27 protein-coding genes are annotated in these 26,926 nt (G+C 68.6%); 11 read left to right on the forward strand and 16 right to left on the reverse strand.

What is annotated here, in order from left to right; all coding sequences use genetic code 11:
- Positions 1-53 precede the first annotated feature (53 nt).
- Positions 54-683, reverse strand: a complete 630-nt coding sequence (locus EGT67_RS18965; protein WP_127917642.1) for a TetR/AcrR family transcriptional regulator — start codon at positions 681-683, stop codon at positions 54-56.
- A 171-nt stretch (positions 684-854) separates the two neighbouring features.
- Between EGT67_RS18965 and EGT67_RS18970 the strand changes: the two genes are divergently transcribed.
- From EGT67_RS18970 to EGT67_RS18985, 4 genes are all read left to right on the forward strand, one after another.
- Positions 855-1,346: a nuclear transport factor 2 family protein gene (locus EGT67_RS18970; protein WP_127917643.1), complete on the forward strand. Its 492-nt coding sequence runs from the start codon at positions 855-857 to the stop codon at positions 1,344-1,346.
- A gap of 56 nt (positions 1,347-1,402) precedes the next feature.
- The gene (locus tag EGT67_RS18975; protein ID WP_127917751.1) at positions 1,403-1,705 is read left to right on the forward strand and encodes a DUF485 domain-containing protein; all 303 of its coding nucleotides are present in this window, start codon (positions 1,403-1,405) and stop codon (positions 1,703-1,705) included.
- Positions 1,702-3,321 (forward strand): solute symporter family protein, encoded by a 1,620-nt coding sequence (locus EGT67_RS18980; RefSeq protein ID WP_127917644.1) that lies wholly within the window; start codon positions 1,702-1,704, stop codon positions 3,319-3,321. Before EGT67_RS18975 ends, EGT67_RS18980 begins: the two co-directional genes overlap by 4 nt.
- Positions 3,322-3,598: 277 nt before the next feature.
- Positions 3,599-4,054 carry an SRPBCC family protein gene (locus tag EGT67_RS18985; RefSeq protein ID WP_127917645.1) on the forward strand — a complete coding sequence of 152 codons (456 nt, stop codon included), beginning with the start codon at positions 3,599-3,601 and terminating at the stop codon, positions 4,052-4,054.
- 52 nt (positions 4,055-4,106) lie between these two features.
- On the opposite strand, the gene EGT67_RS18990 is transcribed toward EGT67_RS18985, so the two are convergent.
- The 3 genes from EGT67_RS18990 to EGT67_RS19000 form a co-directional block, all read right to left on the reverse strand.
- Entirely contained in the window at positions 4,107-6,173 is a 2,067-nt protein-coding gene (locus EGT67_RS18990) for a neutral/alkaline ceramidase (protein WP_127917646.1), read from the reverse strand.
- Positions 6,174-6,287: 114 nt separating this feature from the next.
- Positions 6,288-7,019, reverse strand: a complete 732-nt coding sequence (locus tag EGT67_RS18995) for an acetoacetate decarboxylase family protein (protein WP_206612437.1) — start codon at positions 7,017-7,019, stop codon at positions 6,288-6,290.
- A complete protein-coding gene (locus EGT67_RS19000) occupies positions 7,016-7,876 on the reverse strand; it encodes an SDR family oxidoreductase (protein ID WP_127917647.1) in 861 nt (286 codons plus the stop codon). Before EGT67_RS19000 ends, EGT67_RS18995 begins: the two co-directional genes overlap by 4 nt.
- Positions 7,877-7,998: 122 nt before the next feature.
- Between EGT67_RS19000 and EGT67_RS19005 the strand changes: the two genes are divergently transcribed.
- Positions 7,999-9,198, forward strand: coding sequence for a cytochrome P450 (locus EGT67_RS19005; protein ID WP_127917648.1), 1,200 nt, complete (start codon positions 7,999-8,001; stop codon positions 9,196-9,198).
- A gap of 26 nt (positions 9,199-9,224) precedes the next feature.
- Here the strand turns inward: EGT67_RS19005 and EGT67_RS19010 are convergent, their stop codons facing one another.
- The 3 genes from EGT67_RS19010 to EGT67_RS19020 all read right to left on the reverse strand — a co-directional run bounded on the left by EGT67_RS19010 (position 9,225) and on the right by EGT67_RS19020 (position 10,756).
- Positions 9,225-9,812, reverse strand: a complete 588-nt coding sequence (locus EGT67_RS19010; protein ID WP_127917649.1) for a hypothetical protein — start codon at positions 9,810-9,812, stop codon at positions 9,225-9,227.
- 132 nt (positions 9,813-9,944) lie between these two features.
- A complete protein-coding gene (locus EGT67_RS19015; protein WP_127917650.1) occupies positions 9,945-10,283 on the reverse strand; it encodes a cupin domain-containing protein in 339 nt (112 codons plus the stop codon).
- Positions 10,253-10,756 (reverse strand): nuclear transport factor 2 family protein, encoded by a 504-nt coding sequence (locus tag EGT67_RS19020; protein ID WP_164877604.1) that lies wholly within the window; start codon positions 10,754-10,756, stop codon positions 10,253-10,255. The genes EGT67_RS19015 and EGT67_RS19020 overlap by 31 nt, the downstream gene beginning before the upstream one ends.
- A gap of 134 nt (positions 10,757-10,890) precedes the next feature.
- Between EGT67_RS19020 and EGT67_RS19025 the strand changes: the two genes are divergently transcribed.
- Both EGT67_RS19025 and EGT67_RS19030 read left to right on the forward strand, forming a co-directional pair.
- On the forward strand, positions 10,891-11,703 hold the full coding sequence (locus tag EGT67_RS19025; protein WP_127917652.1) for an HAD family hydrolase: 813 nt from the start codon (positions 10,891-10,893) through the stop codon (positions 11,701-11,703).
- An 84-nt stretch (positions 11,704-11,787) separates the two neighbouring features.
- A complete protein-coding gene (locus EGT67_RS19030) occupies positions 11,788-12,432 on the forward strand; it encodes a ScbR family autoregulator-binding transcription factor (RefSeq protein ID WP_127917653.1) in 645 nt (214 codons plus the stop codon).
- Between the two features lie 74 nt (positions 12,433-12,506).
- On the opposite strand, the gene EGT67_RS19035 is transcribed toward EGT67_RS19030, so the two are convergent.
- From EGT67_RS19035 to EGT67_RS19055, 5 genes are read right to left on the reverse strand one after another with little or no spacing between them, the layout of a single operon-like run.
- Complete coding sequence (locus EGT67_RS19035) at positions 12,507-13,634, reverse strand: acyl-CoA dehydrogenase family protein (protein WP_241566120.1); 1,128 nt, start codon at positions 13,632-13,634, stop codon at positions 12,507-12,509.
- On the reverse strand, positions 13,631-14,617 hold the full coding sequence (locus EGT67_RS19040) for an acyl-CoA dehydrogenase family protein (RefSeq protein ID WP_127917654.1): 987 nt from the start codon (positions 14,615-14,617) through the stop codon (positions 13,631-13,633). Before EGT67_RS19040 ends, EGT67_RS19035 begins: the two co-directional genes overlap by 4 nt.
- Entirely contained in the window at positions 14,614-15,753 is a 1,140-nt protein-coding gene (locus EGT67_RS19045; protein ID WP_127917655.1) for an acyl-CoA dehydrogenase family protein, read from the reverse strand. The genes EGT67_RS19040 and EGT67_RS19045 overlap by 4 nt, the downstream gene beginning before the upstream one ends.
- Positions 15,753-16,634 (reverse strand): enoyl-CoA hydratase, encoded by an 882-nt coding sequence (locus tag EGT67_RS19050; protein ID WP_127917656.1) that lies wholly within the window; start codon positions 16,632-16,634, stop codon positions 15,753-15,755. The genes EGT67_RS19045 and EGT67_RS19050 overlap by 1 nt, the downstream gene beginning before the upstream one ends.
- Positions 16,631-18,208, reverse strand: coding sequence for a FadD3 family acyl-CoA ligase (locus EGT67_RS19055; protein WP_127917754.1), 1,578 nt, complete (start codon positions 18,206-18,208; stop codon positions 16,631-16,633). The genes EGT67_RS19050 and EGT67_RS19055 overlap by 4 nt, the downstream gene beginning before the upstream one ends.
- Positions 18,209-18,285: 77 nt before the next feature.
- On the opposite strand from EGT67_RS19055, the gene EGT67_RS19060 reads away from it, so the two are divergent.
- From EGT67_RS19060 to EGT67_RS19075, 4 genes are all read left to right on the forward strand, one after another.
- On the forward strand, positions 18,286-19,497 hold the full coding sequence (locus EGT67_RS19060) for an acyl-CoA dehydrogenase family protein (RefSeq protein WP_127917657.1): 1,212 nt from the start codon (positions 18,286-18,288) through the stop codon (positions 19,495-19,497).
- Positions 19,494-20,303, forward strand: coding sequence for an SDR family oxidoreductase (locus EGT67_RS19065; protein ID WP_127917658.1), 810 nt, complete (start codon positions 19,494-19,496; stop codon positions 20,301-20,303). Before EGT67_RS19060 ends, EGT67_RS19065 begins: the two co-directional genes overlap by 4 nt.
- 144 nt (positions 20,304-20,447) lie before the next feature.
- Complete coding sequence (locus EGT67_RS19070) at positions 20,448-21,071, forward strand: TetR/AcrR family transcriptional regulator (RefSeq protein ID WP_127917659.1); 624 nt, start codon at positions 20,448-20,450, stop codon at positions 21,069-21,071.
- Positions 21,072-21,090: 19 nt separating this feature from the next.
- On the forward strand, positions 21,091-22,245 hold the full coding sequence (locus EGT67_RS19075; RefSeq protein WP_127917660.1) for an acetyl-CoA C-acetyltransferase: 1,155 nt from the start codon (positions 21,091-21,093) through the stop codon (positions 22,243-22,245).
- Between the two features lie 188 nt (positions 22,246-22,433).
- Here the strand turns inward: EGT67_RS19075 and EGT67_RS19080 are convergent, their stop codons facing one another.
- From EGT67_RS19080 to EGT67_RS19095, 4 genes are all read right to left on the reverse strand, one after another.
- The gene (locus EGT67_RS19080; RefSeq protein WP_127917661.1) at positions 22,434-23,348 is read right to left on the reverse strand and encodes a bile acid:sodium symporter family protein; all 915 of its coding nucleotides are present in this window, start codon (positions 23,346-23,348) and stop codon (positions 22,434-22,436) included.
- Between the two features lie 113 nt (positions 23,349-23,461).
- The gene (locus EGT67_RS19085) at positions 23,462-24,160 is read right to left on the reverse strand and encodes a class I SAM-dependent methyltransferase (RefSeq protein ID WP_127917662.1); all 699 of its coding nucleotides are present in this window, start codon (positions 24,158-24,160) and stop codon (positions 23,462-23,464) included.
- A gap of 99 nt (positions 24,161-24,259) precedes the next feature.
- Positions 24,260-25,360, reverse strand: a complete 1,101-nt coding sequence (locus EGT67_RS19090) for an alpha/beta fold hydrolase (RefSeq protein WP_127917663.1) — start codon at positions 25,358-25,360, stop codon at positions 24,260-24,262.
- 78 nt (positions 25,361-25,438) lie between these two features.
- Positions 25,439-26,845: a cytochrome P450 gene (locus tag EGT67_RS19095; RefSeq protein WP_127917664.1), complete on the reverse strand. Its 1,407-nt coding sequence runs from the start codon at positions 26,843-26,845 to the stop codon at positions 25,439-25,441.
- Positions 26,846-26,926: the final 81 nt, after the last annotated feature.

Below are 26,926 nucleotides of genomic sequence, written 5' to 3' on the forward strand. Positions count from 1 at the left end.
CGAGTCAACGGATCCGGTGTCGGGCGAACGTGGCAGGGGGAGCGTGCGTTCCCTCAGGCGGGTCGGTATCCGACCAGGTTGAGGGCGTAAATCCCGTGCGTGTCGGCGACTTCCTGGGCCGAGAGGGCGCCGTCCGGGCGGAACCACAGTGCGATTCCCGCGCACATGGTCAGTACGGCGGTCACTGCTTGGTGAACGTGGGGAACATCGAATGCCCCCTGGGCGATGCCTTCCTCGGCGATCGTCACGAACAGGTGCTCCTGCGCGTCGCGGGACCCCACCACGCGTTTGCGGTCGATCTCTTCGAGATAGCGCAGTTCGGTGTTCGCGACGAGGCAGGCCCGCTGGTTGCGGGCCGTGTACAGCGCATGGGCGGTGACGGCCGCTCGCCACTGCTCGGCCGGCTCGGAACCGGCTTTGCGCAGCGCATTGCGTGTGGCGGTGAACTGTTCGTCGCTGGCGGCCCGCAAGATCTCGACCAGTAACTCGGCCTTGTTCTCGAAATGGTTGTAGACGTTGGCGGCGCTGCAACCGGCGTTGGTGGCGATGTTCCGCATCGTTGCGCCGTGGAAACCGGCCGCATAGAACTCGTCGAGCGCGGTGTCGAGGATGCGTTCGCGTACGCCCTCGTATGCCGCGCTTCGCGTCCTGGTCAGGGCCTTCGCGCCCGATCGAGTGTTCATGCCTCGGAGGGTAGAGCGGCTCGACCCCGCTGATCAAGGACGATCCTCGCGGGCTTGACCAATTCGATGCCGGCGACTTATGGTCTGCATCACATGAACGTGCGTTAACCAACACGCCGACGAATCTTCCCGATCCCGCTGCTCATACCCCTCACGAGGAGGCTTATCCCCATGAGCACTTCCGAAGACCGACTCGAAGACCGGATCCGTCGACTGGAGGACATCGAAGCCATCCGGCAACTCGACGCCCGGTACTGCCGTCACCTGGACGACGGCAACTGGGACGACCTGATGGCCCTGTTCACCGAGGACGGCGAGTTCGACGGACTCTCACACCCGAAGGGCCGCACGGCCATGCGGGAGTTCTTCGCCGGGCTGGCCGAGGGAGGTCTCACGTCGTTCTGGCACTTCATCACCAACATGGAGATCGAGCTCGATGGCGATCGTGCGACCGTCCGGTCATTCCTGTGGCAGCCGTGCGTCACCGACGGCGCACCGTCGATCGCCGCCGGCCGCTACGAGGATCAGGTGGTCAGGATCGGCGATCGCTGGCTCTATCGCACCAAGCAGGTCCGTTTCCACTTCTTCGGCCCCCTCGCCGACGGTTGGGACGAGAACCTGTTCGCGCTGGACACCGCGCGGCGTGCGGCGGTCAACCCGTGAGCGCGCCGGTCCACGGGGACCGTCCGGCCTCGGCCGCGGACGGGCGGTGGTCGGACATGCTCACCATCGCCGAGTTCGTCGAACTGCGCCGGCGCCGGCGGGTGGTCACCAACAGTCTCGGAACCGCGGCGATCGTGCTGCTCGCGGTCTTCCTGCTGGGCTTCGCGTACTTCCCTGACCAGCTCGGCGGCACCTCGGTGGCGGGCGTCCCGCTGTCGCTGTGGCTGATGTTCTCGCAGTTCGCCGGAACATGGGTGTTGGTCTACCTGTACTTCCGTCTCACCCGTACGTACATCCAGCCCGCTGCCGACGCAGCTCTCACGGCCATCGACGACTACCGACAGGAGCACGTGGCATGACGGGCGAACCCGACTTCCTTGCCATCGCCATCTGCGCGGCGGTGATCTCCCTGACGCTGTGGGTCACCTTCGCAGCGTCACGTCGCAGTCGCAGTGCAGACGGCTTCTTCGCCGCCGGCCGTTCGATCACAGGCTGGCAGAACGGCTTCGCGATCGCGGGCGAGTTCATCTCGGCTGGAAGCTTCCTCGGAACAACCGGCCTGATCTTCTACAAGGGCGTCGACGGCACGGTAATCCTGTGCGCGTCGGTGGTCTCCTTCTTGCCGGTGCTGTTCCTACTCGCGGAGAAGATGCGCAACGTCGGCAAGTACACGCTCGCCGACGTGCTGGTGTTCCGTACCCAGGCACGGCGGGTGCGGGTGGTCGTCGCGTTCAGCACCATCGCGACAGGCATGTTCGTCCTGCTGGCGCAGCTCGTGGCGGCCGGCGTGCTGCTCGAGTCCGTGTCGGGGATTCCGTTCTGGCTGTCGGTGATCGTCGCCGGAAGTCTCATGGGCATTTACGTTTTCGTCGGAGGCATGCTCGCCACCACCTGGGTGCAGGTGATCAAGTCGTCGATCCTGTCGGTGCTGGCACTGATCGTCGGACTGGGCATCCTGTCGAAGTTCGGCTTCAGCTTCCCGAAGGTGTTGTCGAACGCCACCGAGCATGCGGTTGCCGGCGACGCGGTCCTGTCGCCCGGGCTGATTTTCGCGTCGGGTGGCGCCGTCAATCTCATCTCGTACGGCCTCACCTTCGCGCTCGGCACAGCCGGCATGGCGCACATCTTGATTCGATTCTTCACTGTGCCCGAGGCGGCGACGGCTCGGCGCTCGCTGGGTTGGACCGTCGCACTGTGCAGCGGCTTCTACCTCATCGTGGTGCTCATGGGGTTCGGCGCCGCCGCGCTGCTCGGTGACGATGGCGCCGAACGTGTCGGTGCCGGAGGAAATCTCGCCGCACCGGTGCTGGTGACCGAACTCGGCGGAGGCATCGGAACGGTCGGTGGCTCGATCGCACTGGCCCTGGTATCCGCAGTTGCGTTTGCCAGCATCGTGGCAGTGGTCGCCGGTGTGGTCATCTCGGCCGCCGGCACCTTCGCACACGACGTGTGGCCGACACTGGTCCGCCGCGACCGTGGGAACAACGCGGGGGTCCCCACGGATACCGCCGTCGACGACGTGCAGGAGGCGAAGGTCGCGCGATTCGGCGCAGTCGGGTTCAGCGTCATCGCGATTCTGCTGACCATGGCAATCGGCGACAGCACGAACATCACGTACTTCATGGGTATGGCGTTCATGGTCGCGGCCAGCGCTCACCTGCCGAGCCTGCTGTTGAGCCTGAACTGGCGACGGTTCAACAGCACCGGTGCGGTGTGGGGCATCGTCGTCGGACTGGTGTCGACGATCGTGAGTTTGATGTTCACCGAAGCGCTGTGGATGGGCAGTGGCTCGGCGCCGCTGCACATCCAGCTGCCGGTGATCATCACGTTGCCCCTCGGCCTCGTGGCCTGCATCGTCGGCTCGTTGCTGGGGGAGCGGCGGATCGAGGTGCGGGAGGACTCCGAGGAGAAATTCGCGGAGATGTTGGTCCGAGCGGAGACCGGGATCGGCGCCGAGGTTGCAGTCTCCCACTGAACTGATTCACCGAAGGCCGGAGGGCCCCTTCGCGCGCTCTGCGCGCAGGAAGGGGCCCTCGAGCCGGTCGGGGCCTTCAGTTGACTCGGATCCGGGGCTAGGATCGGTACTGGTACACGCAGGTCAGCTCGATGAGCCGCGTGATCCGGCGGTCAGCGCATCCCTCGGATTGTATGCCTACCGCGAAATATATTGCCCGAGTGCCGAATCGGCGCGGGTGTGCTCACCGCTTGCGTGACGCGTCGACGGTCGCCTCTAGCCCGAGGATGTGAGATCCATGGCCAAGACGCTGCGGACGGACGAGTCCATCGTCATCAACCGCCCGCTTCCGGAAGTCTTCCAGTACATGACGGACCCCGCCCACGCGATGGAATGGGGTACGAACGTCACCGACTACAAGATGCTCTCGGGTGCACCGGACGAGGTGGGCGCGTTGGCGTCGATCGACGTGCGGGTGGCCGGCGCGAAGGTTCACGCGACGGAGGAGGTCACCGCCTTCGAGCGGAACAAGAAGATCGGCTTGAAGTCCAAGGACTCGCGCGTCGAGTACGAGCGTGAACTCGACTTCGACAGCGGCGGTGACGGTGCCACGCGAGTGTCGTTCCACATGGGCGCCGAGCCGAATACGGGTCTGTTCAAGTTCGCAGACGCCGTCGCGTTGAAGCTGTACTCCCGCGACATCCGCAGCAATCTGGAGAACGCGAAGACCATCCTCGAGACCCCGAACGGCTGAAGGGTCCCTTCACGCGCGGGCAGCGCACGAAGGGACCCTTCAGCTCCAGGACCTAGCGGACGGTGAACTCCGCCGACGTGCCGGTGAGGGGGAAGACCTCGCCGGCCGGGTTCTTCCAGTTGCCGAAGTGCTGAATCCGGTACGTGCCCGACGGGGTGCCCGACGGGACGTCCCAGGTGATCCGGGCGACGGAGGCGTTGAGGCCCTCGCGGCGCCACCGGTACTTGGTGGCCCAGTCGCCGTCGTCGGCGTGCCGGATCCAGCGGTCGCCGTCGCGCCGCTGCACCTCGAAGAACGTTCCGCGACGGTGCAGGTCGTTCTTGGGATGTCCGGTGACGAACTCGACGGCCACCTGCTCGCCTGCGCCGACGCCGCCCGCCGGCTGGACGACGGCGTCGCCGAAGTTGCGTCCGGGAAGCGGTGCGTCGAACGGGAAGTCGCGGCCGAACCCGGGCTGGAAGCCGGACATGTCGCGCGGCGCCGGTCCGCGCGGGACGTCGGCGCCCGCCTTCATCGCCGCCGCGAGTGCCGCGAAGCCCTGCTGGTAGGCGGGAAGGGTGTTGCGGCCGAACAGCGTCGAGCCTCCCTCGTACTGCTGGGCGTCGTACTCCTCGGGCGTGGTGCAGTAGCTCGAGTACGCGTTGGCGTAGCCGTTGAAGATGACGTTCTCGAGCGGCACGCCCAGTTCCTCCGCGACCGTGCGGCGGATACGCAGACCCGAGACGATGGTGAACTCGGCCGGGCCGCCGACGACGTAGACGTCGCCGATGCGGATGATCTGGATCTTGAGCACGTGCGGAACCCAGCCGTCCGGGGGCAGCAGACCGACGGGCACCAGCACCAGCTTCGGGGCCTGCGCGTCCGCGAGCCACTGCGGGGTCTCGGCGTCGATGCCGCCGAGTGCGTCGATCACCGGGTTGTGCGTGCCCTCGGTGAAGATCTCGATCGCGGGCCCGTCCTCGGTGCTGCCGGCGGCCATCGCGGCGCCGATGCAGGCCGGTGCCGTGCGGCGCGGCTGACCGTCGGAGGTGTACTTGCCGTCGACCAGCTGATTCGCCATGTCCAGGTACATGATTCGGCTGTCGATCGTCGTCGACGACAGGGGCGCCGCCTGCTTGAACGCCTGGCGTGCTGCGGCGACCTGGCGTTCGCCGATGATCCGGGTGTTCTCGAAGTCGTCGTCCGTGGGGCCGTGTCCGGGCTCCAGGTCGAGGTTGGGGGACATGTCGCCGGTGTTGGTCTGCGGGAAGCAGGCGACGAATCCGGGCTTGCCGTCGAGGTAACGCACCCCGGCGATGTCGTGCTCCCAGAAGTACGCGGCCGCACCCTTGTTGTCACCGGAGATCAGGTGGTTCTTGTTGGTGAGCGACGCGCCGTGGGTGGGGAACCAGCCGATGCCGCCGACGTTGGTGTCACCCTGACTGATCCGCAGGACCCGCATCGCGGTGTCGATGCCGAGCGGGTAGTAGTCCCTGTCGCGCTGTGGGTTCCGATCGAAGGCTGCACGCGACCGGTTGACGCTGGCGTCCTTCAGTTCGCTGCGGCCGTAGGCGACGGTGCCCGCCGCGAGGTTGTCGTGCGCGGCGCTGATGGCCTCGACGACGCCGTCGACCTCGGCGTCGAACACCTGCGGCTGGAAGCCCAGCGTCGCGAGGCTGTACGCGTAGTCCTGCGACGCGCCGCCGCACGCCGCGTGCGAGTGCACGGCCGTGAGCATCACGTTCTTCTCGGTGTACAGGTCGCCGTACTTGGCCGCCAGTCGGGCGAGGACCGCGTCGTGGACGGCCTGGAAGACCATGCAGGTATCGGCGCAGGTGTAGACGACGCGGTTGTCGTCGGCGTCGGCGAAGACGTACGCGCGCACGCGGGTCCGCTGGTGCAGGCCCTCGGCCCGCTGGTCGAACTGCGAGTAGCCCATCATGCCGTTCTCGGCGACGGGCCCGGTCATGTCCGAGAGGCCCACACCGACGCGGAATCCCTGCTCCGATCCGGCGCGGCGAACGGGGGCGGACGCGGAACGGGGCTGAGCTGAAGCGGTGGAACCGGTTGCGTTGGCAATGGCTGCGAGCGCCGGTGCGGCCGCGGCTCCGGCCAGCACGCTGCGTCGGCTGATCGTCAAGACGTAATCCTTTGCGCGAGGTGGAATACCGAAGTTGATCAAATGTCCAAGTCTTCAGCACACACCAGTTGGTCGGGATTCGCAAGGGGTGTGGCGCCGAAGTCCGGAGCCCGATCAGGCGACGGCCGCGTCGCCGAACGTCATCCGCAGATCCGGGATCGTGGTCGTCATCAGGGCCCGTCGGGGCAGGCCGAGCGAGCGCAGCTCGTCGGCGATCGGATGGCTGCCGAGGTGCAGTTCGGCACCGCCGATCCGGGTGCGGACCCCGGAGGGATTCATGTCCCAGGCGGTGTGGCGGGTGATGCCGTCGAGGTGCGAGTAGGCCTCCACGGAGGTGTTGGTGCCGGCCCCCGGTGTCGGGATGCCCTGCTTGACGGTCAGTTCCGCGATGAGCCGGCCGTCCTGGCTGACCGCGCCGCGTCGGACCCGGCTGACGTGGTCGGCCTCGAAGTCGGCCAGGATCTTCGGGAAGCCCCAGATGCCGCGGCCGGCGGCGAGGGTGAACTCGCCGTCGACGGGGAGCTGATGGATCAGCGCGCCGGCGGTGCCTCCGGCCAGCGAGCGGAGGTCGCCGAGCACCGACGACCGCCCGCGGCGGCGATGGTTCCGGACCATGAACGTGACGCCGAATTCGTTGTACGGCCCGAGATCGCCGTCGACGTAGTCGACGAACACCAGCCCGCACAGTCCGCGGCCGGGGCGGTACTGCAGGATCTCGAGGCCGGTGTGGCTGATGAGCCGCTGGGCAGCCTTCGTGGGGACCGAGTACATGGCCATGAACGCCGACGCGGTCCGGATCTGGACCGGCATGTCGACCCGTTTGCCGAGCACCATGTGCGAGCTCACTGCGACACCACCCCGCGCAGACCGTCGGCGCCGTAGACCTGTTCGAGCATGGACCGGAAGTCCGGGCCGCGGCGCAGCATCTGACCGCCGTCGACGTTGATGACCTGTCCGGTGATCCACGTGGACTGCGGGCCGAGGAGGAAAGCGGCGAGCGCGGCGACGTCCTCGACCTCGCCGACCCGGCCCAGGGGAGTGCATTCCATGTAGTCGTCGAGGATCGGTCCGCCGTCGGTGATCAGCGCGACCAGGTCGGTGCGGGTGAGTCCGGGCCGGATCGCGTTGACCCGAACATTGCTGGCGCCCAGTTCGTCCGCCGCGAGCTGCACCAGGTGGTCGACGCCGGACTTCGAGACGCCGTACGCGCCGAACCAGCGGTGCGTGTTGCCGGCCGCGATCGACGAGATGGCGACGATCGAGCCGCCGCCGGCCGCGACGAGGGCCCGCGCGCCGTGCTTGATCGTGAGCATCGTGCCGGTAACGTTGAGGTCGACCGTGCGGCGCCACGCGTCGGTGTCGAGTTGCGTGACGGGCGCGATCGTCTCGTTGCCGCCCGCGCAGGCGACGACACCGTCGAGGCGTCCGGTGGTCTCGATCGCCCGGGCGACGGCGCGTTCGACGTCTGACTCGTTCGTGACGTCGGCCGCGACGGTGGTGACCGATCCGCCGGACGCGAACGCGCCGGACGCAGCGATCTTCTCGGCGGCGGCCGACAGCTTGTCTGCGCTGCGGCCGCAGATCGTGACGTGTGCGCCGTCGGCGACGAGGGTCTGCGCGATACCGAGTCCGATGCCGCTGCCGCCGCCCGTCACCAGGATCGATCTGCCCGCAAACGCTCCGGGTTTCGCATCCGAAGTCATGGCCTCTCCCCTCGTGCGTCCGATACCCCGCCGATAGTAGGAACAAGTTCTACTATCGGGAAAGGTTTGGGAGATTCTCGAGGCTTTCGGATGTATCGGTGCGAGACCGAGGAGCATGCGGAATGACGAGTTGGGACGAGACCGATCTGCTCGACGGGCGCTTCTACGCCGGCGAGTTCGGTGATCCTCGCGAGGCATACGCGTGGATGCGGACGCATCGGCCCGTGTTCCGGGACCGCAACGGTGTGGCCGGGGTGTCGACGTACGAGGCGCTGATCGCTGCCGAGCGCGATCCCGGTCTGTTCTCCAACGCAGGCGGCATCCGACCGGAGACCGGGCCGCTGCCGCAGATGATCGACATGGACGATCCGGCCCACCTGCAGCGGCGTCGACTCGTCAACACCGGCTTCACCCGCAAGAAGGTGGAGGCGAAGATCGGTCGGATCCGCGAGATCTGCGAACAGTTGATCGACGCGGTGTGCGGGAACGGGGAGTGCGACTTCGTCGCCGACCTCGCCGCGCCGCTGCCGATGGCGGTGATCGGCGACATGCTCGGGGTCCGGCCCGAAGAACGGGACACCTTCCTGCAGTGGTCGGACGATCTGGTGAAGGCGTTGGGCAGCAACGCAACCGAGGCGCAGCTGAAGGCGATGATGGACGCGTACGTTGCGTTCAACGAGTACACCTTCCGCACCATCGCCGAGCGTCGCAAGGAGCCCGCCGACGACCTGATCAGCGTCCTCGTGCACGCCGAGATCGACGGACAGCGCCTCGACGACCAGGAGATCGTCAACGAGTCGCTGCTGATCCTGATCGGCGGCGACGAGACCACCCGGCACGTGCTCAGCGGCGGCATGGAGCAGTTGATGCGCCACGACGATCAACGGGATCGGCTGGTGTCCGACCCCTCGGGCATTCCCCTCGCGGTGGAGGAAATGCTGCGGTGGGTGTCGCCCATCAAGAACATGGCGCGGACCGTCACCCGCGACACCACGTTCTTCGGGACCGACCTGCGGCAGGGCGAGAAGGTGCTGCTGCTGTTCGAGTCGGCGAACTTCGACGAGACGATGTTCGAGGACCCCGACCGGTTCGACACCCGACGATCCCCGAACCCACACGTGGCGTTCGGTTTCGGCACCCACTTCTGCCTCGGCAACCAACTCGCACGGCTCGAGGGAGCGATGATGTTCGAGCGACTGCTCGCGCGCCTGCCCGACATGACACCGGCGACGTCGGAGCCCTTGCCGCGCCGTCCGGCGAACTTCGTGTCCGGGCTCGAGGCGATGCCGGTGAAGTTCACCGCGACGGTGCCGCGCAATTGAAACCGCGGCGGTGCCGCGCAGCTGATCTAGCCCGGTTCGCCCCGGAACAGGGATTCCGTCCCCGGAGACACGGGAATCCGGTGGACGATCCGTTCGGTGAGCGGCAGTTCGCGGATCGCGGTGATCGCGTCCCACTTGAACACGCCGCACTCGCCGGTCGGCAGCCCGGGCGCCCGCATGCCGAGCCCGCTCTCGTCGACGAGCCAGACGATCGGCGGCGTCGGCTGATCGGCCAGGCAGGTCAACTGCTCCGGTGGTGGATCCGACGGCAACGCGTACCCGGCGAGGACCGCGGTCATGTCGCCCTCGCGCCGCTCCTCGACCCACGAGACGGTGTGATCGTCGGCGACACCGGAACCCCAGTCGCCTTCGCAGACGACGGCGCGAACCGGGACGAAGTCGGCGGCGATCGGCATCGGGTCGGGCGCGGGCGGCGCCTCCTGGGGGAGCCCCGAGAAGCCGAGGAGATTGCCGGCCAGGCAGGTCGGCTCCACCAGGCCCGCCGTCGTCGACTGTGGCGCGGGTGCAGCCGTCTCGTCGGTGTCGTCCGATGCGCCGCAGCCCGCGGCCAATCCGATCGCCAGCAACCCCACGAAGATCTTCGAAGCCCCCATAACGGGCACCCTACGGAGCGGGCGGCACGGGCGTGAGCGAACGCCCGGACCGGTGTCGGGCCGCGGGGCGAGAGGCTACGCGCAGGCCGGCGCCGGGTCGTCCTCGGACAGCGGGCTGCCCGCCGGATTCACCTACAGCACGTGCAGCACCATCGGCGTCGGACCGAGGTTGCGTCCCATGTGGACGTAGCCGTGCCCGCTCGGTTCGACGATGGTGCCGCCGACGTTGTAGACGCCGTCGACCCTGCAGTCCGACTTGTAGTGCGTCAGTGTGCCTTCGGTGACGAGCCCGCACAGCATTCCGTCGTGGAAGTGCCAGCCCGTGGTGCCGTCCGACGCGATCGTGATGCGGCGCAGAACGTAGTCGCGACCGTCGACCGTGGCCTGCGCCAGGATCTCGCCGATGACGCCCTCACTGGGAGTGGCGGCTGCGGTCGAGCTCAGGCGCCCTTCGCCGGCGGCTCGGCCCACATGTGCGAGAGGAACTCGAAGCTGGGGAGGTCGTCGAGCGAGATGATCGACTCGTAGATGCGTTCGTACGACGTCCGCGCGATGCGCCACCGGCCATCGTCGTCGCGGCGGTAGCGGTCCCGGTAGTAGCCGGCGCCCCGGATGAGGCGGCGGGCGGAGGGGACGATGACCGTGTCCTCGAACGCCCACGAGCCCTCGGCGATGTCGCCGTCGACGGTGATCTCGGGATGGTTGGCGATGTGCACCGACGTGACCGCCGGGCCGAGGGCCTTCCGCATGAACCCGGCCAGCGCGTCGCGCCCCTCGAAGACGAGCGGCTCACGAAGCGCATGAGTCCCGTACTCGGCGACGACGTCCTCGGCGAGCGTGTCCGCGAACTCGTCCCAGCGCTTGAGGTCCAGGGTCCGGAAATAGCGGTACTTGAGCTGACGGAGGTCTTCCAGGATGCCGAGTTCTTCACTGGATCTGGTCACTCGCGGAGCATCACACGGCGGGCCGTCCGTCCGGGCAGCTTCCGACGATTTCGCCGCAGTGCGCAGAATCCGTCGACGAGCGCGCGGAGCCGTCCGGATGGGGGCGCGATCAGGGAGGCTGGGATCATCGTCGGGTGACGCGAATCAGACTGGTGGCATCCGACCTCGACGGGACCCTGCTGCGGTCCGACCGGACGGTTTCGCAGCGAACCACCCGGGCCATGGCCGAAGCCCGCGCCGCCGGCATCGAGGTGGTGTGGGCGACCGCCCGCGCGCGGCACTCGGTGGACACCCTGGCGCGGTCGTGCGGCTTCCGTGGGGAGGCGATCTGCGCCAACGGTGCGGTCACGCTCGACCTGGCCGACGGCACCGCCGCGATCACCGGCACGGTCTCGATCGAGGTCACCGAGGCCCTGGCCGCGATGGAGCGGGTCCGCACGTTGGTGCCGGGCGTGGTGTTCGCGAACGTCGGGCCGACGACGTTCGTGGCCGAACCCGAGTATGCGGCACTGTGCGACTACGCCGACCACCACCGGACGCTGGACGAGATGATCCTCGAGGAGCAGTTGCCGCGGATGGGGGAGCCGATGGTCAAGATCGTCGCCCGGCATCCCGAGCTGCCCAGCGACGAGTTGTACCGGCTCGCCGTCGCGGCAGGTGTCGACGGCGTGGAACTGACCCACTCGGGGGCCCCGTACGTCGAGATGGCGGCGACGGGGGTGTCGAAGGCCAGCGCCCTCGCGCGGCTGTGTGCGGTGAGAGGGATTGCGGCGCACGAGGTTGCCGTGATCGGGGATGCGGTGAACGACATCCCGATGCTGATGTGGGCCGGCACCGCGCTGTGTCCGGACAACGCGTTGCCGGAGGTGCGCGCGCTCGCGGACCGGGTGTTGCCGTCGAACGAAGACGACGGCGTCGCGCAGTATCTCGAGGAACTCGTGGCCTGACCAGTCGGCAGGATTGATACTGGCCCGATTCGTTGTCGTCGGCAATGATGCATTCGTCGGAAAAGCGAGACGAAGGGCGGTCCGATGCTCAAGCAGGAGCGGGCGCTGATCACCAGGCAGCAGATCGTCAACGGTGCTGCCGAGATGTTCGACCGCGTCGGGTACGAGCGGGCCAGCCTCGCCGAGATCGTCGAGCTGTCCGGGATCACCAAGGGAGCGCTGTACTTCCACTTCAAGTCGAAGGATGACCTGGCGGGTGTCGTCATCGAGGAACAGCACGCCATCTCCATGAAGGCCGTCGAAGCCATCTCGTCGTCGGGTGCGCCCGCACTCGAGCAACTCGTCATGCTCTGTTACGAGATGAGCCGGGAGATCATCGAGGACTCGATTGTGCGGGCGGGAATCCGCCTGACGTTGGAGATGAGTGCGGTGGGTGGTCCCCGCGAACCGTACGTCGACTGGATCGCCAGCTGCGAACACGTCGCGGCCGCAGCGGTCGCGGAGGGGGACGTCGTCGACACGGTCGTTCCCGCCGAACTGGGCCGCTTCATCGTCGGCGCCTTCACCGGGGTGCAGATGGTGTCGAACGTGCTGACCGGCCGGGAAGACCTGTACGAGCGCATCGACCAGATGTTGACGCTGGTGCTGCCCGGGATCATGCCTCCGCGGCGCCGACACAAGATCGATCGGATCCGCGCGGCCCGCTGGACCCCGCCGGCCGAGGGCTGAACCGAACCGCCGAACCGCGATACGCCGAGGGCCAGCCCGGAGATTCCGGGCCGGCCCTCGTGCTGGGGACGGGATCAGGCGGGCAGACCCGCGAGCGTCTCCATCTCCTTGATGAACTCCTCCGGCTGGCCGAGCAGCTGCGCGCTGCCGTGGGCCCGCTTGAAGAACAGGTGCGCGTCGTGCTCCCACGTGATCGCGATGCCGCCGTGCAGCTGGATCGAGTCGCCGGTGACCGCGAGCAGCGCCTCCGAGCAGTACGCCTTCGCGACCGCGGCGTCGGCGGCCGCCGACGGCAGGCCCTCGCTCAGCGAGTACACGGCCGCGTACGACGCCGAGCGGGCCGTCTCCACCAGGAAGTACAGGTCCGCCATGCGGTGCTTGAGCGCCTGGAAGCTGCCGATCGCGCGACCGAACTGGACGCGGTCCTTGCTGTAGTCCACCGTCATCTGCAGGCAGCGCTCGGCGGCACCGACCTGCTCGGCCGACAGCGCGACGATCGCGATGGTGCGGACCTTCTCGAGCGCCGCGGTGGCGTCGTCGGCGGTGAGCCGCACGGCCGGGGCGGAATCGAACTCCACCAACGACATCGGACGGGTGAGGTCCATCGTCGGCAGCTGACGGCGGGCGACGCCGTCGGCGGACGGGTCGACCTCGAACAGTGCGATCGCACCGTCCACCGACGCGGCCACGATCAGCACGTCGGCGTGCGCGCCGTCGAGCACGTAGTGCGCGGTGCCCGACACGGTGTAGCCGTCGGCGTCGCTGCCGGTGGCCGTGCACGCGACCTCGTCACTGCGCCAGTGGCCCTCGGGGCCCACCCAGCACAGCGCGGCGATGGACGAGCCCTCGGCGATGCCGGGCAGCAGGCGCTCGCACGCCTCGTCGTTGCCGGTCGCCAGGATCGCCTGCGCGGCCAGGACCGCGGAGCCGAACATCGGCGACGGCGTCAGCGCGCCGCCGAGCTCCTCGAGCACCAGGTGCTGCTCGACGAGGGTGGCACCGAAGCCGCCGAACTCCTCCGGGATCGCGAGCGCCGCGACACCGACCTGCTGGCACAGCACGTCCCACAGGCCGCGGTCGAACGCCTCGCCCGACTCGAGCGTCTTGCGCAGCGCGGCCGCGTCGGCGCGCTTGGCCAGCAGCTGGGCAACCGTCTTGCGGAGTTCGATCTGCTCCTCCGCGAACACTCCGACCCCGCTCACAGCGCGCTCGCAATCCGTGCGCGGTGTGCGGCGGCGGTGCCCCACGCGGACTGCAGCGCCCGCGTCTTGGTCAGCCACAGCGACAGGTCGCACTCGAGGGTGTAACCGATCGCGCCGTGGACCTGCAGCGCCTTGCGGGACGCCACGTAGGCGGCGTTCGCGGCGGCGACCTTGGCGGCCGAGACGTCGCGGGCGATCGTGTCGGAGCCCTCGGCGATCGAGATCGCCGCGCCGTACACCAGCGGGGTCGCCATCTCGACGGCCACGAGGGCGTCGGACATGTGGTGCTTGACGGCCTGGAAGCTGCCGATGACGCGACCGAACTGCGAGCGGTTCTTGGCGTACTCGGTGGCGGTCTCGATCATCGCGTGGCCGGCGCCGATCAGCTGCGCCGACGCGGCCAGCACCGCGAGGTCGTACGCCTTCTCCGCGGCGGCGGCGACGTCCGCGCCCTGCGCGAGCGTCTCGACCGACTCGACCTCGAACAGGCGACGGGCCGGGTCGACCGACTCGAGCTGCGTGGTCGGGCGGACCAGCTCGAGCGTGTCGCCCGAGACCCGCAGGACCGGCTCGGCGACATCGGCATCGAGGGCACGCGGCGTGGACGGCTCGAGCACCAGCGACGCCAGCGAACCCTCGGCGATGCCGGGCAGGAAGCGCTTGGCCAGCTGCTGGTCGTTCAGCGCCGACAGCAGGGCGGGGACGGCGGCGGCCGTCTCCAGGATCGGACCCGGAACCGCGGCGCGGCCCAGCTCGATGAACGCGACGGCCAGGTCGGCCGGGTGGGCGCCGATGCCGTCGAACTCCTCGGGCACGGCGAGCGCGGTCACGCCGGTCTCGGCGAGCTGCTGCAGCAGCGCCAGGCCCGGAGCGGTGTCGTTCTCACCCCACGACCGGACGACGGCCGGGGTGTTGGCGTTGGCGAGCAGGCCGCGGAGGCTCTCCGCGAAATCGCGCTGCTCGGTGGACAGAGAGAATTTCATCGATCCGCCTTCGGGAGTCCGAGCATCCGCTCGGCAACGATGTTGCGCTGAATTTCGTTGGTGCCGGCGTAGATCGGGCCGGACAGCGAGAAGAGGTACCCGTCCTGCCACTTGCCGGCGAGCTCGCCGTCGGCGCCCATCAGGTCGAGCGCCGTCTCGTGGATGCGGACGTCGAGCTCGGACCAGAAGATCTTGTTGATCGAGCCCTCGACGCCGAGGGGGACACCCTCGAGCATGCGGGTGACGGTGCCCCACGTGTGCAGGCGGTACGCCTCGGCGCCGATCCACGCGTCGACGACGCGGTCCCGGGCGGCGGTGTCGGTGTCGTCCGCGTTTGCCTTCCACACCTCGATCAGGCGGTTCACCGCGGAGATGAAGCGCCCCGGGCTGCGCAGCGACAGACCACGCTCGTTGGACGCGGTGCTCATCGCGACGCGCCAGCCGTTGTTGACCTCGCCGACGACGTCGGTGTCCGGGACGAAGACGTCCTCGAAGAAGATCTCCGCGAAGCCCGGCTCGCCGTCCAGCTGCGGGATGGCGCGCACGGTGACGCCGTCCTGGTTCAGCGGGAACATGAAGTACGTCAGGCCCTTGTGGCGCTGCGCCTCCGGGTCGGTGCGGAACATGCCGAAGCCCCAGTCCGCGTACACGGCGCGCGAGCTCCACGTCTTCTGGCCGTTGAGGATCCAGCCGCCCTCGGTGCGGCGGGCCGTCGAACGGATGCCCGCCAGGTCGCTGCCGGCCTCCGGCTCGGACCACGCCTGCGCCCAGATGTCGTCGGCGCGGGACATGCGCGGCATGATGCGCGCGAGCTGCTCCTCGGTGCCGTGCTCGAACAGCGTCGGCGCGAACAGGAAGATGCCGTTCTGGCTGACGCGGCCGGGGGCACCGGCCTTGTAGTACTCCTCCTCGAAGAGCACCCATTCGATCATCGACGCGTCGCGGCCGCCGAACTCCTCCGGCCACGCGACGGTCGACAGGCGGGCGTCGGCGAGCTTGTGCTCCCACTCGCGGTGGGCCTCGAAGCCCTCCGCGGTGTCCATCGACGGCAGCGGTTCCGCCGGGACGTTGGCAGCGAGCCATTCGCGCACTTCCAGCTGGAAGGCGCGGGCCTTTTCATCCAGTTCGAGATCCACTATTTCGCCTTCGCTTTCATACTGTTGACGTCCATTCCACCCAGCGAGTCCCTGCCCACCTCGGCATTGTGTGCGTGGGCGAAGTGGTGCAGGCCGAACACCGAATCCATGCCGGCGCGCTGACCCATGAGGTCCTCGCACTGGTTGACGGCCTTCTTGGTGAGCGCCAGGCCGAACCGCGGCATCTCAGCGACGCGGGCGGCCAGCGCGAGGGTCTCGGTCTCGAGGTCGGTGCGCGGCACCACCCGGTTGACCATGCCCACCTCGTACGCGCGCTGCGCGGAGAAGCGATCGCCCGTGAAGAGGATCTCCTTCGCGAACCGCGATCCCAGCACCCACGGGTGCGCGAAGTACTCGACACCCGGAACGCCCATGCGCACAACGGGATCCGAGAAGTACGCATCCTCGGATGCGACGATCAGGTCGCAGCACCACGCGAGCATGAGGCCACCGGCGATGCAGGCGCCGTGGATCTGCGCGATCATCGGCTTCGGGATCTCCCGCCACCGACGGCACATGCCCAGGTACACCTCGGTCTCGCGGGCGAAACGCTGGTCACCGCCGGCCTTGCCGAGGTGGTCCCACCACAGCGCGGCCTTGTTCTCGTAGTGCACGTGGTGATCGCGGCCGGGCGTGCCGATGTCGTGGCCGGCGCTGAAGTGCTCGCCGTTGCCGGCCAGCACGATCACCTTGACGTCGTCGTCCTCGACGGCCCGCTCGAAGGCGGCGTCGAGGGCGTACGTCATCACCGAGTTCTGGGCGTTGCGGTAGTCGGGACGGTTCAGCGTCACGAACGCGACGTGGTCGCGCACCTCGTAGGTGACGACGTCCCCCTCGTCGGGAACACCGCCCCTGTCGGAAACACTGTGGGGGACGGTCATGCCTTGCCCTCCCGCAGATCGTTCTTGAGCACCTTGCCCGAGGGGTTGCGCGGCAGCGCGCCGACGATCGTCACCTCGCGCGGAATCTTGAAGTTCGCCAGGCGCTCCTTGCAGAACGCGATGACGTCCTCGACGGTCACGGCGACGCCGGGCTTCGGCACGACGTACGCGCGGCCGACCTCGCCCATCCGCTCGTCCGGGATGCCGATGACGGCAGCCTCGGCGAGGGAATCCATTCGGGCGAGGGCGTTCTCGATCTCGGCGGGGTACACGTTGAACCCGCCGGAGATGTACATGTCCTTGAGGCGGTCGGTGATGTCGAGGTAGCCGCGCTCGTCGAGCACGCCCACGTCGCCGGTGTGCAGCCAGCCGTCCGCGTCGATCGTCTTCTTCGTCGACTCGGGGTCGTCGAGGTAGCCGAGCATGACGTTCTCGCCGCGCACCAGGATCTCGCCGTGCTCGCCGATCTTGACCTCCATGCCGGGGATCGCCCGGCCGGACGACGTCGACACCGTCACCGGGTCGTCGTCCATGCGGCACATCGTCACCACGACCGCCTCGGTCTGGCCGTAGGCGGTGATGACGGCGTCGTAGCCGAGTTCGGCCTGCATGCGCTCGACGAGGACGACGGGCACCGCGGCAGCGCCGGTGATCGCGACGCGCAGGCTCGACAGGTCGTAGTCGTCGCGGGTCGGGAAGTCGAGGATCGTCTGGTGGATGGTCGGGGCGCCGGGCAGCACGCTGATCTTCTCGTTCGCGATCGTCGCCATGATCGTGGGGACGTCGAAGACCGCCGCCGGGACCATAGTGGCGCCGCGCAGGATGCACACCATCAGTCCGGCCTTGTAGCCGAAGGTGTGGAAGAACGGGTTGATGACCAGGTAGCGGTCGTTCTCGTCGACCTCGGCGCAGTCGGCCCACGCATCGGCGATGCCGACGGTCTGGCGGTGCGCGGTCATGACGCCCTTGCTCTTACCGGTGGTGCCGGACGTGAACAGGATGTCGGCGACGTCGTCGGGGGAGACGGCGCGGGCACGAGCGTCGGCCTCCTCCACCGTGACCGGCGCGGCGGCCGCGGCGAGCTGATCCCACTCGAGGATCTCGCCACCGGGGAACTCGGTGGTGGGGGCGCCGGACGTCGGGTCGTCGGACGGGGTGCGCAGCACCAGCTCCAGCGTGGGAATGCCCCCGGGGCCGGCGGCGTCGAGGACGGCCGCGAGGCGATCGTTCTTGAGGAACCGGTCCGGCACGACCAGGACCTTGGCCCGGGTGCGCTCGAGCAGGTCCAGAGCCTCGTGCCCGGTGTAGCGGGTGCTGATCGGCACCAGCGTCGCACCGGCGTACTGCGCGGCGAGGAACGCCTCGATCCAGTGATGGGTGTTGGGCGCCCAGACCGCAACGCGGTCACCCGCCTCGACGCCCTTGGCCATCAGTGCGCGGGCCGCGAGGCGCACGCGCTCGAGCAGTTCGGTGTAAGTAGTGCGGTCGGATCCGTCCGCTACAGCCTCGTTCGATCCGAATTGTTCAACGGCGCGCCACAGCGCGGCCGGGGTCGTCCGGGGCTCGGTGGTCACATTCGTGCTCACAATCTCTCCTAAGGCGAGGCGGAACCTCTATACAAAGCAAGTGCTTGGTAGGGTACCGTATCGCTGTGGACGTTAGCCAGGGAAGTGCGACCAGCGAGAACGCGGCCGCCGACGCGGCCTTTGCGAAGGAAATTCGTGAATGGCTCGAAGAGAACCTCTCCGGGAAGTTTGCCTCGCTGAAGGGTCTGGGCGGGCCGGGACGTGAACACGAGGCGTTCGAGGAACGCCTCGAGTGGGACCGTCACCTGGCTGCCGCCGGCTGGACCTGCCTCGGGTGGCCGAAGGAGTACGGCGGCCGCGAGGCGACGCTGAGCCAGCAGATCATCTTCCATCAGGAGTACGCACGCGCGAATGCACCTGCGCGCGTGAGCCATATCGGTGAGGAGCTGCTGGGCCCGACGCTCATCGCCTTCGGCACCGAGGAGCAGAAGCAGCGCTTCCTGCCGGGCATCAAGACCGTCGCCGAGCTGTGGTGCCAGGGCTACTCCGAGCCCGGCGCCGGCTCCGACCTGGCGAACGTGTCGACCACCGCGCGCCTCGACGGCGACCAGTGGTCGGTCAACGGCCAGAAGGTCTGGACGTCGCTCGCTCACCTGGCCGACTGGTGCTTCGTCGTCGCCCGCACCGAGCCGGGCTCCTCGCGTCACAAGGGCCTGTCGTACCTGCTGGTTCCCATGAACCAGGAGGGCGTCGAGGTTCGCCCGATCATCCAGCTGACCGGCACCTCCGAGTTCAACGAGGTGTTCTTCGACAACGCGCGCACCGACGCCGACCTGGTCGTCGGTGGCGAGGGCAACGGCTGGGGCGTCGCGATGGGCACGCTCACCTTCGAGCGCGGCGTCTCGACCCTCGGTCAGCAGATCGGCTTCGCGCGTGAGCTCGAGTCGATCGTCGAACTGGCCGAGCGCAACGGCGCCGCCGAGGACCTGGCGATCCGCAACAAGATCTCCCGCGCCTGGATGAGCCTGCAGGTCATCCGCGCCCACGCGCTGCGCACCCTCGCGAGCGTCGACGCGAGCGCCAACGGTGGCGAGGCGTCCGTCGCGAAGCTGCTGTGGGCCAACTGGCACCGCGGTCTCGGCGAACTCGCCATGGAGGTCCAGGGCGCCGCCTCGCTGGTCGGTGTGGAGAACACCGAGCCGGGTGAGGAACTGAACGACCTGCAGCGCCTGTGGCTGTTCACGCGCGCCGACACTATCTACGGCGGATCCAACGAGATCCAGCGCAACATCATCGCCGAGCGTGTGCTCGGCCTTCCCCGAGAGGCACGCCCGTGACCGCCACCATCAAGTCCCCGCTCGCCGTCGCCCCCGAAGAGGTCGCGGGCCACGACCTGCTCAAGGGCAAGAAGGTCGTCGTGACCGCCGCGGCCGGCACCGGTATCGGCTACTCCACCGCGCGCCGCGCGCTGCTCGAGGGCGCCGACGTCCTGGTCTCGGACTTCCACGAGCGTCGTCTCGGCGAGACCGTCGAGAAGCTGTCGGCCGAGTTCGGCAGCCAGCAGGTCGAGTCGTTCGTGTGCGACGTGTCGAGCACCGAGCAGGTCGACGCGCTGATCGCCGGCGCCGCCGAGAAGCTGGGCCGCATCGATGTCCTGGTCAACAACGCCGGCCTGGGCGGCGAGACCCCGATCGTCGACATGACCGACGAGCAGTGGGACCGCGTCGTCGACATCACGCTGACGAGCACCTTCCGCGCCACCCGCGCCGCCCTGCGCTACTTCAAGGGCGTCGAGCACGGCGGCGTCATCGTCAACAACGCCTCCGTCCTCGGATGGCGTGCACAGCACTCGCAGTCGCACTACGCGGCCGCGAAGGCCGGCGTCATGGCGCTGACCCGCTGCTCCGCGATCGAGGCCGCCGAGTTCGGTGTCCGCATCAACGCGGTCTCGCCGTCCATCGCCAAGCACCCGTTCCTGGCGAAGGTCACCAGCGACGAACTGCTCGACAACCTGGCGTCGCGTGAGGCCTACGGCCGCGCCGCCGAGGTGTGGGAGATCGCGTCCGTCATCGCGATGCTCGCGAGCGACTACACCACCTACATGACCGGCGAGATCGTCTCGGTCTCCAGCCAGCGCGCGTAGGTAGCCGACCGTGATCGTGGTGGCCGAATGTCACATCGGTGCAGTTGAACTGAACCGATGCGACATTCGGCCGCTGCGCAAAAGCGCCCGCTGGGCGAAATGCGCCGATACCCTAGCAATCGCTTGGTTGGTAGGATGTCCGGCATGACTCCACCCCGAGACGCCGACGAGTCTTCGAACAAGTCCGGGCGTCGCGCCGAACTCCTCGAACTCGCCGCGGGCCTCTTCGCCGAACGTGGTCTGCGCGCCACCACCGTGCGTGACATCGCCGACGCGGCGGGCATCCTGTCCGGCAGCCTCTACCACCACTTCGACTCCAAGGAGTCCATGGTGGACGAGATCCTGCGCGGCTTCCAGGACGACCTGTTCGGCCGCTACCACGAGATCGTCGGCGCGGGCATGGGCTCGCGCGAGACGTTCGAGGCCCTCGTGATCGCGTCGTTCGAGGCCATCGACGCCTCGCACAGTGCGGTCGCGATCTACCAGGACGAGGTCAAGCACCTCGCCGCCAACGAGCGGTTCGCATACCTCGCCGAGCGTAACCAGGAGTTCCGCGACCTGTGGGTCGGGGTGCTCGAGGCCGGCGTCGCCGACGGTAGCTTCCGCGAGGATCTCGACATCGAGATCGTCTTCCGCTTCATGCGCGACACGGTCTGGGTGGCCGTGCGCTGGTACCGGCCGGGCGGCCCGATGACCGCCGAGGCCGTCGCCAAGCAGTACCTCTCCATCGTTCTGGACGGGCTCGCCAGCCCCGACTCCCACAAGTAATCCGACCCAGGAGCTGTTCATGCCCGAGGTTTACATCGTCGACGCCATCCGCACCCCGATCGGCAAGAAGAACGGCGGCCTGGCCCCCGTTCACCCGATCGACCTGGGCGCGCACATCATCAAGGCGCTCGTCGAGCGCACCGGCATCGACCCGTCGAACGTCGACGACGTCGTGTTCGGCTGCGTCGACGCGATCGGCGGCCAGGCCGGCAACATCGCGCGCCTGTCGTGGCTGGCCGCGGGCCTGCCGCAGCACGTGCCCGGCGTGACGGTGGACCGTCAGTGCGGCTCGAGCCAGCAGGCCATCCAGTTCGGTGCGCAGGCCATCCTGGCCGGCACCGCCGACCTGATCATCGCCGGCGGCGTCCAGAACATGAGCCAGATCCCGATCTCGGCCGCCATGATCGTGGGTCAGCAGTACGGCTTCAGCACCCCGACCGCCGAGTCCAAGGGCTGGACGGAGCGCTACGGCGACGAGGAGGTGTCGCAGTTCCGCGGCGCCGAGATGATCGCCGACAAGTGGGACATCAGCCGCGAGGAGCTCGAGAAGTGGGCTCTGCAGAGCCACGAGCGCGCCAAGGCCGCGATCGCCGAGGGTCGCTTCGAGAACGAGATCGTCCCCTTCGGTGACGTCACCACCGACGAGGGCCCGCGCGAGACCAGCCTCGAGAAGATGGCGAGCCTCAACGTGCTCGTCGAGGGTGGCCGCCTGACCGCCGCCGTCGCCAGCCAGATCTCCGACGGCTCCAGCGCGCTGCTGCTCGCGTCGGAGGAGGCCGTGCAGAAGTACGGTCTGAAGCCGCGCGCCCGCATCCACCACATGAGCGCCCGCGGCGACGACCCGATCTTCATGCTGAGCGCGCCGATCCCGGCCACCAAGCACGCGCTGGAGAAGGCGGGCCTGACCCTCGACGACATCGACCTGGTCGAGATCAACGAGGCCTTCGCGCCCGTCGTGCTCGCGTGGATCAAGGAGCTGGGCGCCGACCCGGCCAAGGTCAACGTCAACGGTGGCGCGATCGCTCTGGGCCACCCGCTCGGCGCGACCGGCACCAAGCTGATGGCGACGCTGCTCAACGAGCTCGAGCGCACGAACGGTCGCTACGGCCTGCTCACCATCTGCGAGGGTGGCGGCACCGCGAACGTCACGATCATCGAGCGCATCCAGGACTAGTCCTCCCGCTCGCGAATGCCCTGCCGGTTCGACGTCGAACGGCAGGGCATTCGTCGTCTCGGGACTCGTCACGATTGTCGACTCGCGTCCCCGGCCCCCGCGTTTCGCGCACTTTCCGCGCGTCAGGCGGCCGAGCGTGCGCGACAAGTGCGCAAAACGCGAGTCGGGCGCGGAGCGTGGAGGTGAGGTCAGCTGCCCTCGGCGGCTGGTTCGGGGCGATCCCGGCTCGGGTCGATCGGTGCCTCGGGCGCTGTGCCCCGGCTGATCAGCCATCCGACGGCGGCAGCGGCCGGGAACATCACGACGCCGTAGACGGCGCCGGGGATCGCGATGTCGACGCTGTCGAGGACACTGATCGAGATCGCGATCGCGAGGGTGCTGTTGTGGACGCCGATCTCCATCGAGCACGCGACGGACTGGCGCTTGTCGGCGCCCAGCAGCTTCGGAATCCAGTAGCCCACAGTGAGACTCGCGATGCAGAACAGGATCGTGATCGCGCCGACGTCGGCGAGGTAGCTGCCCACGTTCTCGCGTTCGGCGGCGATGGTGCCGACGATGACGAGCACCAGCACCACCGCCGACGCGATCCGGACGGGCTTGTCCATGCGGTGCGCGAAGTCCGCCCACCGCGCGCGCACGAACATGCCGACCGCGACCGGGACGAGCACGATGGCGAACACCTGCAGGATCTTGCCGAACTGCAGGCCCATCGTGGCCCCGGTGTCGGGGTCGAAGTATCCGAGGGCGAAGTTCGTGACGACGGGCAGTGTCACCACCGCGACCACCGAATTGACTGCTGTCAGTGTGATGTTCAGGGCGACGTCGCCGCGGTAGAGGTGGCTGAAGAGGTTCGCGGTGGTGCCGCCGGGGGAGGCGGCCAGCACCATCATGCCCACCGCGAGCAGGGGCGGGAGGTCGAACAGCAGCACCAGTCCGAACGCGACCGCGGGCAGGATCAGCAGCTGGCACGCGAGTGCGATCGTGACGATGCGGGGATGTCGTGCGACGCGGGCGAAGTCGGCCGTCGTCAGCGACAGGCCGAGCCCGAACATGATGATCGCGAGCGCGGCCGGCAGGGCCACGGTGGCCAGGGGTGAGTCCATGTCGTTCGCCGTTTCTCGTGTGCGGATGTGACGCGCACAGTAGCGGCGCTCGCGGGGCCGGGTGCGTGAAATGTCCGAATGCGAAGAGTGTGAGGACGTCTCGGGTGCGTCCGTCAGCTGCGTTTCCTGGCGACGCCGGCGATCTGGGAGTTGGCCGGCAGGAAGGGGGAGCGCAGCTGATAGGCCTCGATCGTCGTCTCGGCGAATCCGGCCGCCTCGATGACTGCCTGCAGGTCCCGCTCGCAGGAGCAGCCCTCGAAGGTCCAGTTCCAGGGCCGACGTACGGCCCGCTGCAGGCGGCGGAGCACCGTGCCGTCCGGAGCGGCGACGTGTTCGAGAAACGCGTACTGACCGCCGGGCCGTAGGACGCGGTGGATCTCGGTGAGCACGGCAGCGGGGTCGGTCACGGTGCAGAGCACGAGGCTGGATATCACCGCGTCCACCGACGCGTCGGGCAGATCGAGCCGTTCGGCGCCGGTGGTGTGCAGTTCGAGATCGATGTGGGCGCGGGCGGCCCGGGCGCGCAGGCGATCATGCATGGCCGGGTTCGGCTCGACGGCGATCAGCCGGGTGCCGGCGCGGAGATAGCGCAGGTTGGCGCCCACACCGGGCCCCAGTTCGACGACTGTGGCGGGAAGGTTGCCGAAGAGGGATCGTTTGTGCGTCCGCAGCAGGCGATCCAGGTACCGGTCCAGTGCGGTGAAGAACAGGGCGTTGAACGGCCCGCGGAGCGGGTGCGGTCGGAAGGCTGGTGGTGTGGTCGGCGCAGACTCCTTCGACTCGAAGGGCAACACGTCGTGGCTGGCGTCCATCGCTGGCGCTCCTATCGGGGTTCGCGGTCAGTTGATCTGACGACAAGCCTCGCGGAGGGGCGCACCGGCGGATAGGCGGGAATCACCCCTGTCGGTACCTCAATCCGGTACCTCGAAGTCGGTGACCGGGTCGGGCGAGACGCGTCGGGCCCACCAGGCGGCCACCTGGGCGCGGGACGTGACGCCGAGCCGGAGACGGATGCGCTCGACGTGTCCCTCGGCGGAGCGCTCCTCGATGCCCAGCCGCTCCGCGATCTGCCGGTTGGTCATGCCATCGGCGACGAGCGCCGCCACCTGCAGCTGCCGCGCGGTCAACTCGCCCGAGGTCGGGGCCTGCCGCTCCGGTGCGGATGCGGCGGGACTGTCCCCCAGGAATTCCAGGATGGCCCGGACGACGGCGGCGGCGTCGCCCACATGCGGAAAATGGCTGCTGCCGGGCAGTGAGACCAGCCGCGCGCCGGGGATCCCCGCGGCCAGTTCCCGGCCCGCGCGGTAGGGGATCGCCCGGTCTCCGCGCCGGTGCACCACCAGCGTCGGGGCGGCGACACGGGAGAGGAGATCGGTCACGTCGATCTCGTAGCACTGCGCGAGCAGGTCGACGGCGAGGAGCGGCGATGCCGCCTCCCGCTGCAGCTGGGCGAACAGCGCCTTGGTCTCGGCGCCGCCGTCCGGCAGGAAGATGTCGGCCAGCAGCTCCGACCCCAAGCCCCAGTGCGCCCGGATCATGCCCAGCATGGCGGTGCGGACCTCCGGCGTGGCGATGTGCGAGCCGTCGGCGTAGCCGCCGTACAGGACCAGCCGGCCGACCCGCTGCGGGAGCCGCGCCGCGAAGGCCACCGACACCGGCGCGCCCAGGGAGATGCCGAGCAGATCGAAGCGCTCCATATCCAGGTGATCGGCGAGGGCCTCGAGCATCGCCACGTCGGTGTCCAGCCCCTGGGCCCCCGACCAGGGGTCGGACAGCCCGCATCCGGGCCGGTCGTACTGCACTACCGTGCGAACCGCCGACAGCGGCGTGAAGAAGGCGCGGTACGCCGGGTCCTGCCACAACAGCTCCAGATGGCTGATCCACGCCGCGGGAACCAGCAGCGCCCTTCCCCGCCCCATGCAGGCGTAGGCGATCCGCGCGCCGGTCGGCGCCGTGAAGAAGCGGACCGGGCGGCGCCGCTCGGGTGCCTCTCGCGAGGACGGTTGGCCCATGTGGGCCTCCAGCCTGTGATGCCTAGGTCAACCCCATCATGCCCGAAGACCCGGCTGCGCGGCATGGCGTGGTGCCGTTCATCCGCGGTCGCGCGGTCGGAGTCTCAAGGTGAAGTCGACCGGCATGAGCGTCAGGCGCTCCTGGATGCGCAGCTGGTAGTCGGGGTCCGCGGTGAAGTCGTAGCGACGCAGGATCGTGCCGAGCACCAGGACAGCCTCGTGGATCGCGAATTGCCTACCGATGCAGGCGCGTTCGCCGGTGCCGAACGGCTTGTAGATGTGCGGCACCCGACCGCGCACGTGCTCGGGGGAGAATCGGTCCGGATCGAAGCGTTCCGGGTCGTCACCCCACGCCGGGTCGCGGTGCAGTGACGGGATGAGCACCAGTACCCAGTCGCCCGCTCTCATCGGGTACCGGCCCGCGAGCACCGTGTCCTCCCTCGCCTCTCGCGCGTACGCGGGCGCCGTCGGCCACAGGCGCAACGTTTCGTCGAGGACGCGTCGGACGTAGCGCAGTTTCGCCACCTTCTCGAAGGCGGGCACCTCGTCGCCCCACACCGCGTCCACCTCGGCGCGTGCCCTCGCCAGTGCCTGCGGGTTGCGGGCGAGGTAATACAGAGCGAACGACAATGCGCCCGAGGTGGTTTCGTGACCGGCGACGAGGAATGTCACCACCTGGTTGCGAATGTTCACCTCGTCGAGGCGATTCGGGTCGTCCTCGCGGGCGGCGCGCAGCATGATCTCGAGCAGATCCTCGGGGCCCTCCTCGGCACTGTCCCGGCGCTGCCGGATCACCTCGTCGACCACGTCGGCCAGGTACGCGGTGTCCGCCGCGTTCTGCCGATCGGACTTGCGGTACAGGAACTTCGAGACGAGCGGCACGTTGCGGAAGGTGCGGCGCTGCGCGTGCGTGAGGGCCCGGACCATCGCCTCGACGAACGGGTGCGGCTGTTCCCGGTGGAACGAGTCGAACGAGTAGCTGAACCCGGTGCGCCCGATGGTCTCGAGGGTCAGCTTCGTCATGTCCGACGACACGTCCACGGGCGTGCCGCCGACCCGCGCGTCCCAGTGCTCGGTGAGCTCACCGGCCACCTGAACCATGATGTCGTGGTACGAGCGCATGGCGGCCTGCGTGAACGCCGGGCGCAGCAGGTTGTGCGCCTTGGCCCAGTTCGGCTCCTCGTTGTACGCGGTGAACAGACCGTCGCCGCCGATGCCGCGCAGTTCCGCGATGCCGGGCGCGACGTTCTTCGCGAAGCGGAACTCGTCGGACAGTTCCGCGACCATGTCGGCGCCCGACACGAACACGAATCGGTGACCGAGCGCGTTGCGCTCGAAGATCGGTCCCAACCGACGTACGAGCCGCATCGAGTCCTGGACCGGGGTGTGGAGCGAGACCCCGAGGACATCGCCCAGCAGGGGCAGACGGCGCGGCGGATGGGGGATGGTCGTGGTTGCGATGTTCGAGTTCTCTACGACGTGCATCGTGCCCCCACGGTCGCTGTCCGATGTCTGATACCGAAAGTACGCGGTACCCGTCTCGTGGAACAGCCTTTCGCACCGGCG

Source organism: Prescottella agglutinans, assembly GCF_004011865.1.
In the GTDB taxonomy this organism is placed as follows: domain Bacteria; phylum Actinomycetota; class Actinomycetes; order Mycobacteriales; family Mycobacteriaceae; genus Prescottella; species Prescottella agglutinans.

Bases quoted from the DNA above. Each gene is read 5' to 3' on its own strand.
- EGT67_RS18975 (WP_127917751.1), top strand. From the start codon at position 1,403: ATGCTCACCATCGCCGAGTTCGTCGAACTGCGCCGGCGCCGGCGGGTG.
- EGT67_RS19030 (WP_127917653.1), top strand. From the start codon at position 11,788: ATGCTCAAGCAGGAGCGGGCGCTGATCACCAGGCAGCAGATCGTCAAC.
- EGT67_RS19000 (WP_127917647.1), bottom strand. From the start codon at position 7,876: ATGACTTCGGATGCGAAACCCGGAGCGTTTGCGGGCAGATCGATCCTG.
- EGT67_RS19095 (WP_127917664.1), bottom strand. From the start codon at position 26,845: ATGCACGTCGTAGAGAACTCGAACATCGCAACCACGACCATCCCCCAT.
- EGT67_RS18965 (WP_127917642.1), bottom strand. From the start codon at position 683: ATGAACACTCGATCGGGCGCGAAGGCCCTGACCAGGACGCGAAGCGCG.
- EGT67_RS19050 (WP_127917656.1), bottom strand. From the start codon at position 16,634: ATGACCGTCCCCCACAGTGTTTCCGACAGGGGCGGTGTTCCCGACGAG.
- EGT67_RS19005 (WP_127917648.1), top strand. From the start codon at position 7,999: ATGACGAGTTGGGACGAGACCGATCTGCTCGACGGGCGCTTCTACGCC.
- EGT67_RS19070 (WP_127917659.1), top strand. From the start codon at position 20,448: ATGACTCCACCCCGAGACGCCGACGAGTCTTCGAACAAGTCCGGGCGT.
- EGT67_RS19010 (WP_127917649.1), bottom strand. From the start codon at position 9,812: ATGGGGGCTTCGAAGATCTTCGTGGGGTTGCTGGCGATCGGATTGGCC.
- EGT67_RS18985 (WP_127917645.1), top strand. From the start codon at position 3,599: ATGGCCAAGACGCTGCGGACGGACGAGTCCATCGTCATCAACCGCCCG.
- EGT67_RS19040 (WP_127917654.1), bottom strand. From the start codon at position 14,617: ATGAAATTCTCTCTGTCCACCGAGCAGCGCGATTTCGCGGAGAGCCTC.
- EGT67_RS19090 (WP_127917663.1), bottom strand. From the start codon at position 25,360: ATGGGCCAACCGTCCTCGCGAGAGGCACCCGAGCGGCGCCGCCCGGTC.
- EGT67_RS18970 (WP_127917643.1), top strand. From the start codon at position 855: ATGAGCACTTCCGAAGACCGACTCGAAGACCGGATCCGTCGACTGGAG.
- EGT67_RS19075 (WP_127917660.1), top strand. From the start codon at position 21,091: ATGCCCGAGGTTTACATCGTCGACGCCATCCGCACCCCGATCGGCAAG.
- EGT67_RS19085 (WP_127917662.1), bottom strand. From the start codon at position 24,160: ATGGACGCCAGCCACGACGTGTTGCCCTTCGAGTCGAAGGAGTCTGCG.
- EGT67_RS19080 (WP_127917661.1), bottom strand. From the start codon at position 23,348: ATGGACTCACCCCTGGCCACCGTGGCCCTGCCGGCCGCGCTCGCGATC.
- EGT67_RS18980 (WP_127917644.1), top strand. From the start codon at position 1,702: ATGACGGGCGAACCCGACTTCCTTGCCATCGCCATCTGCGCGGCGGTG.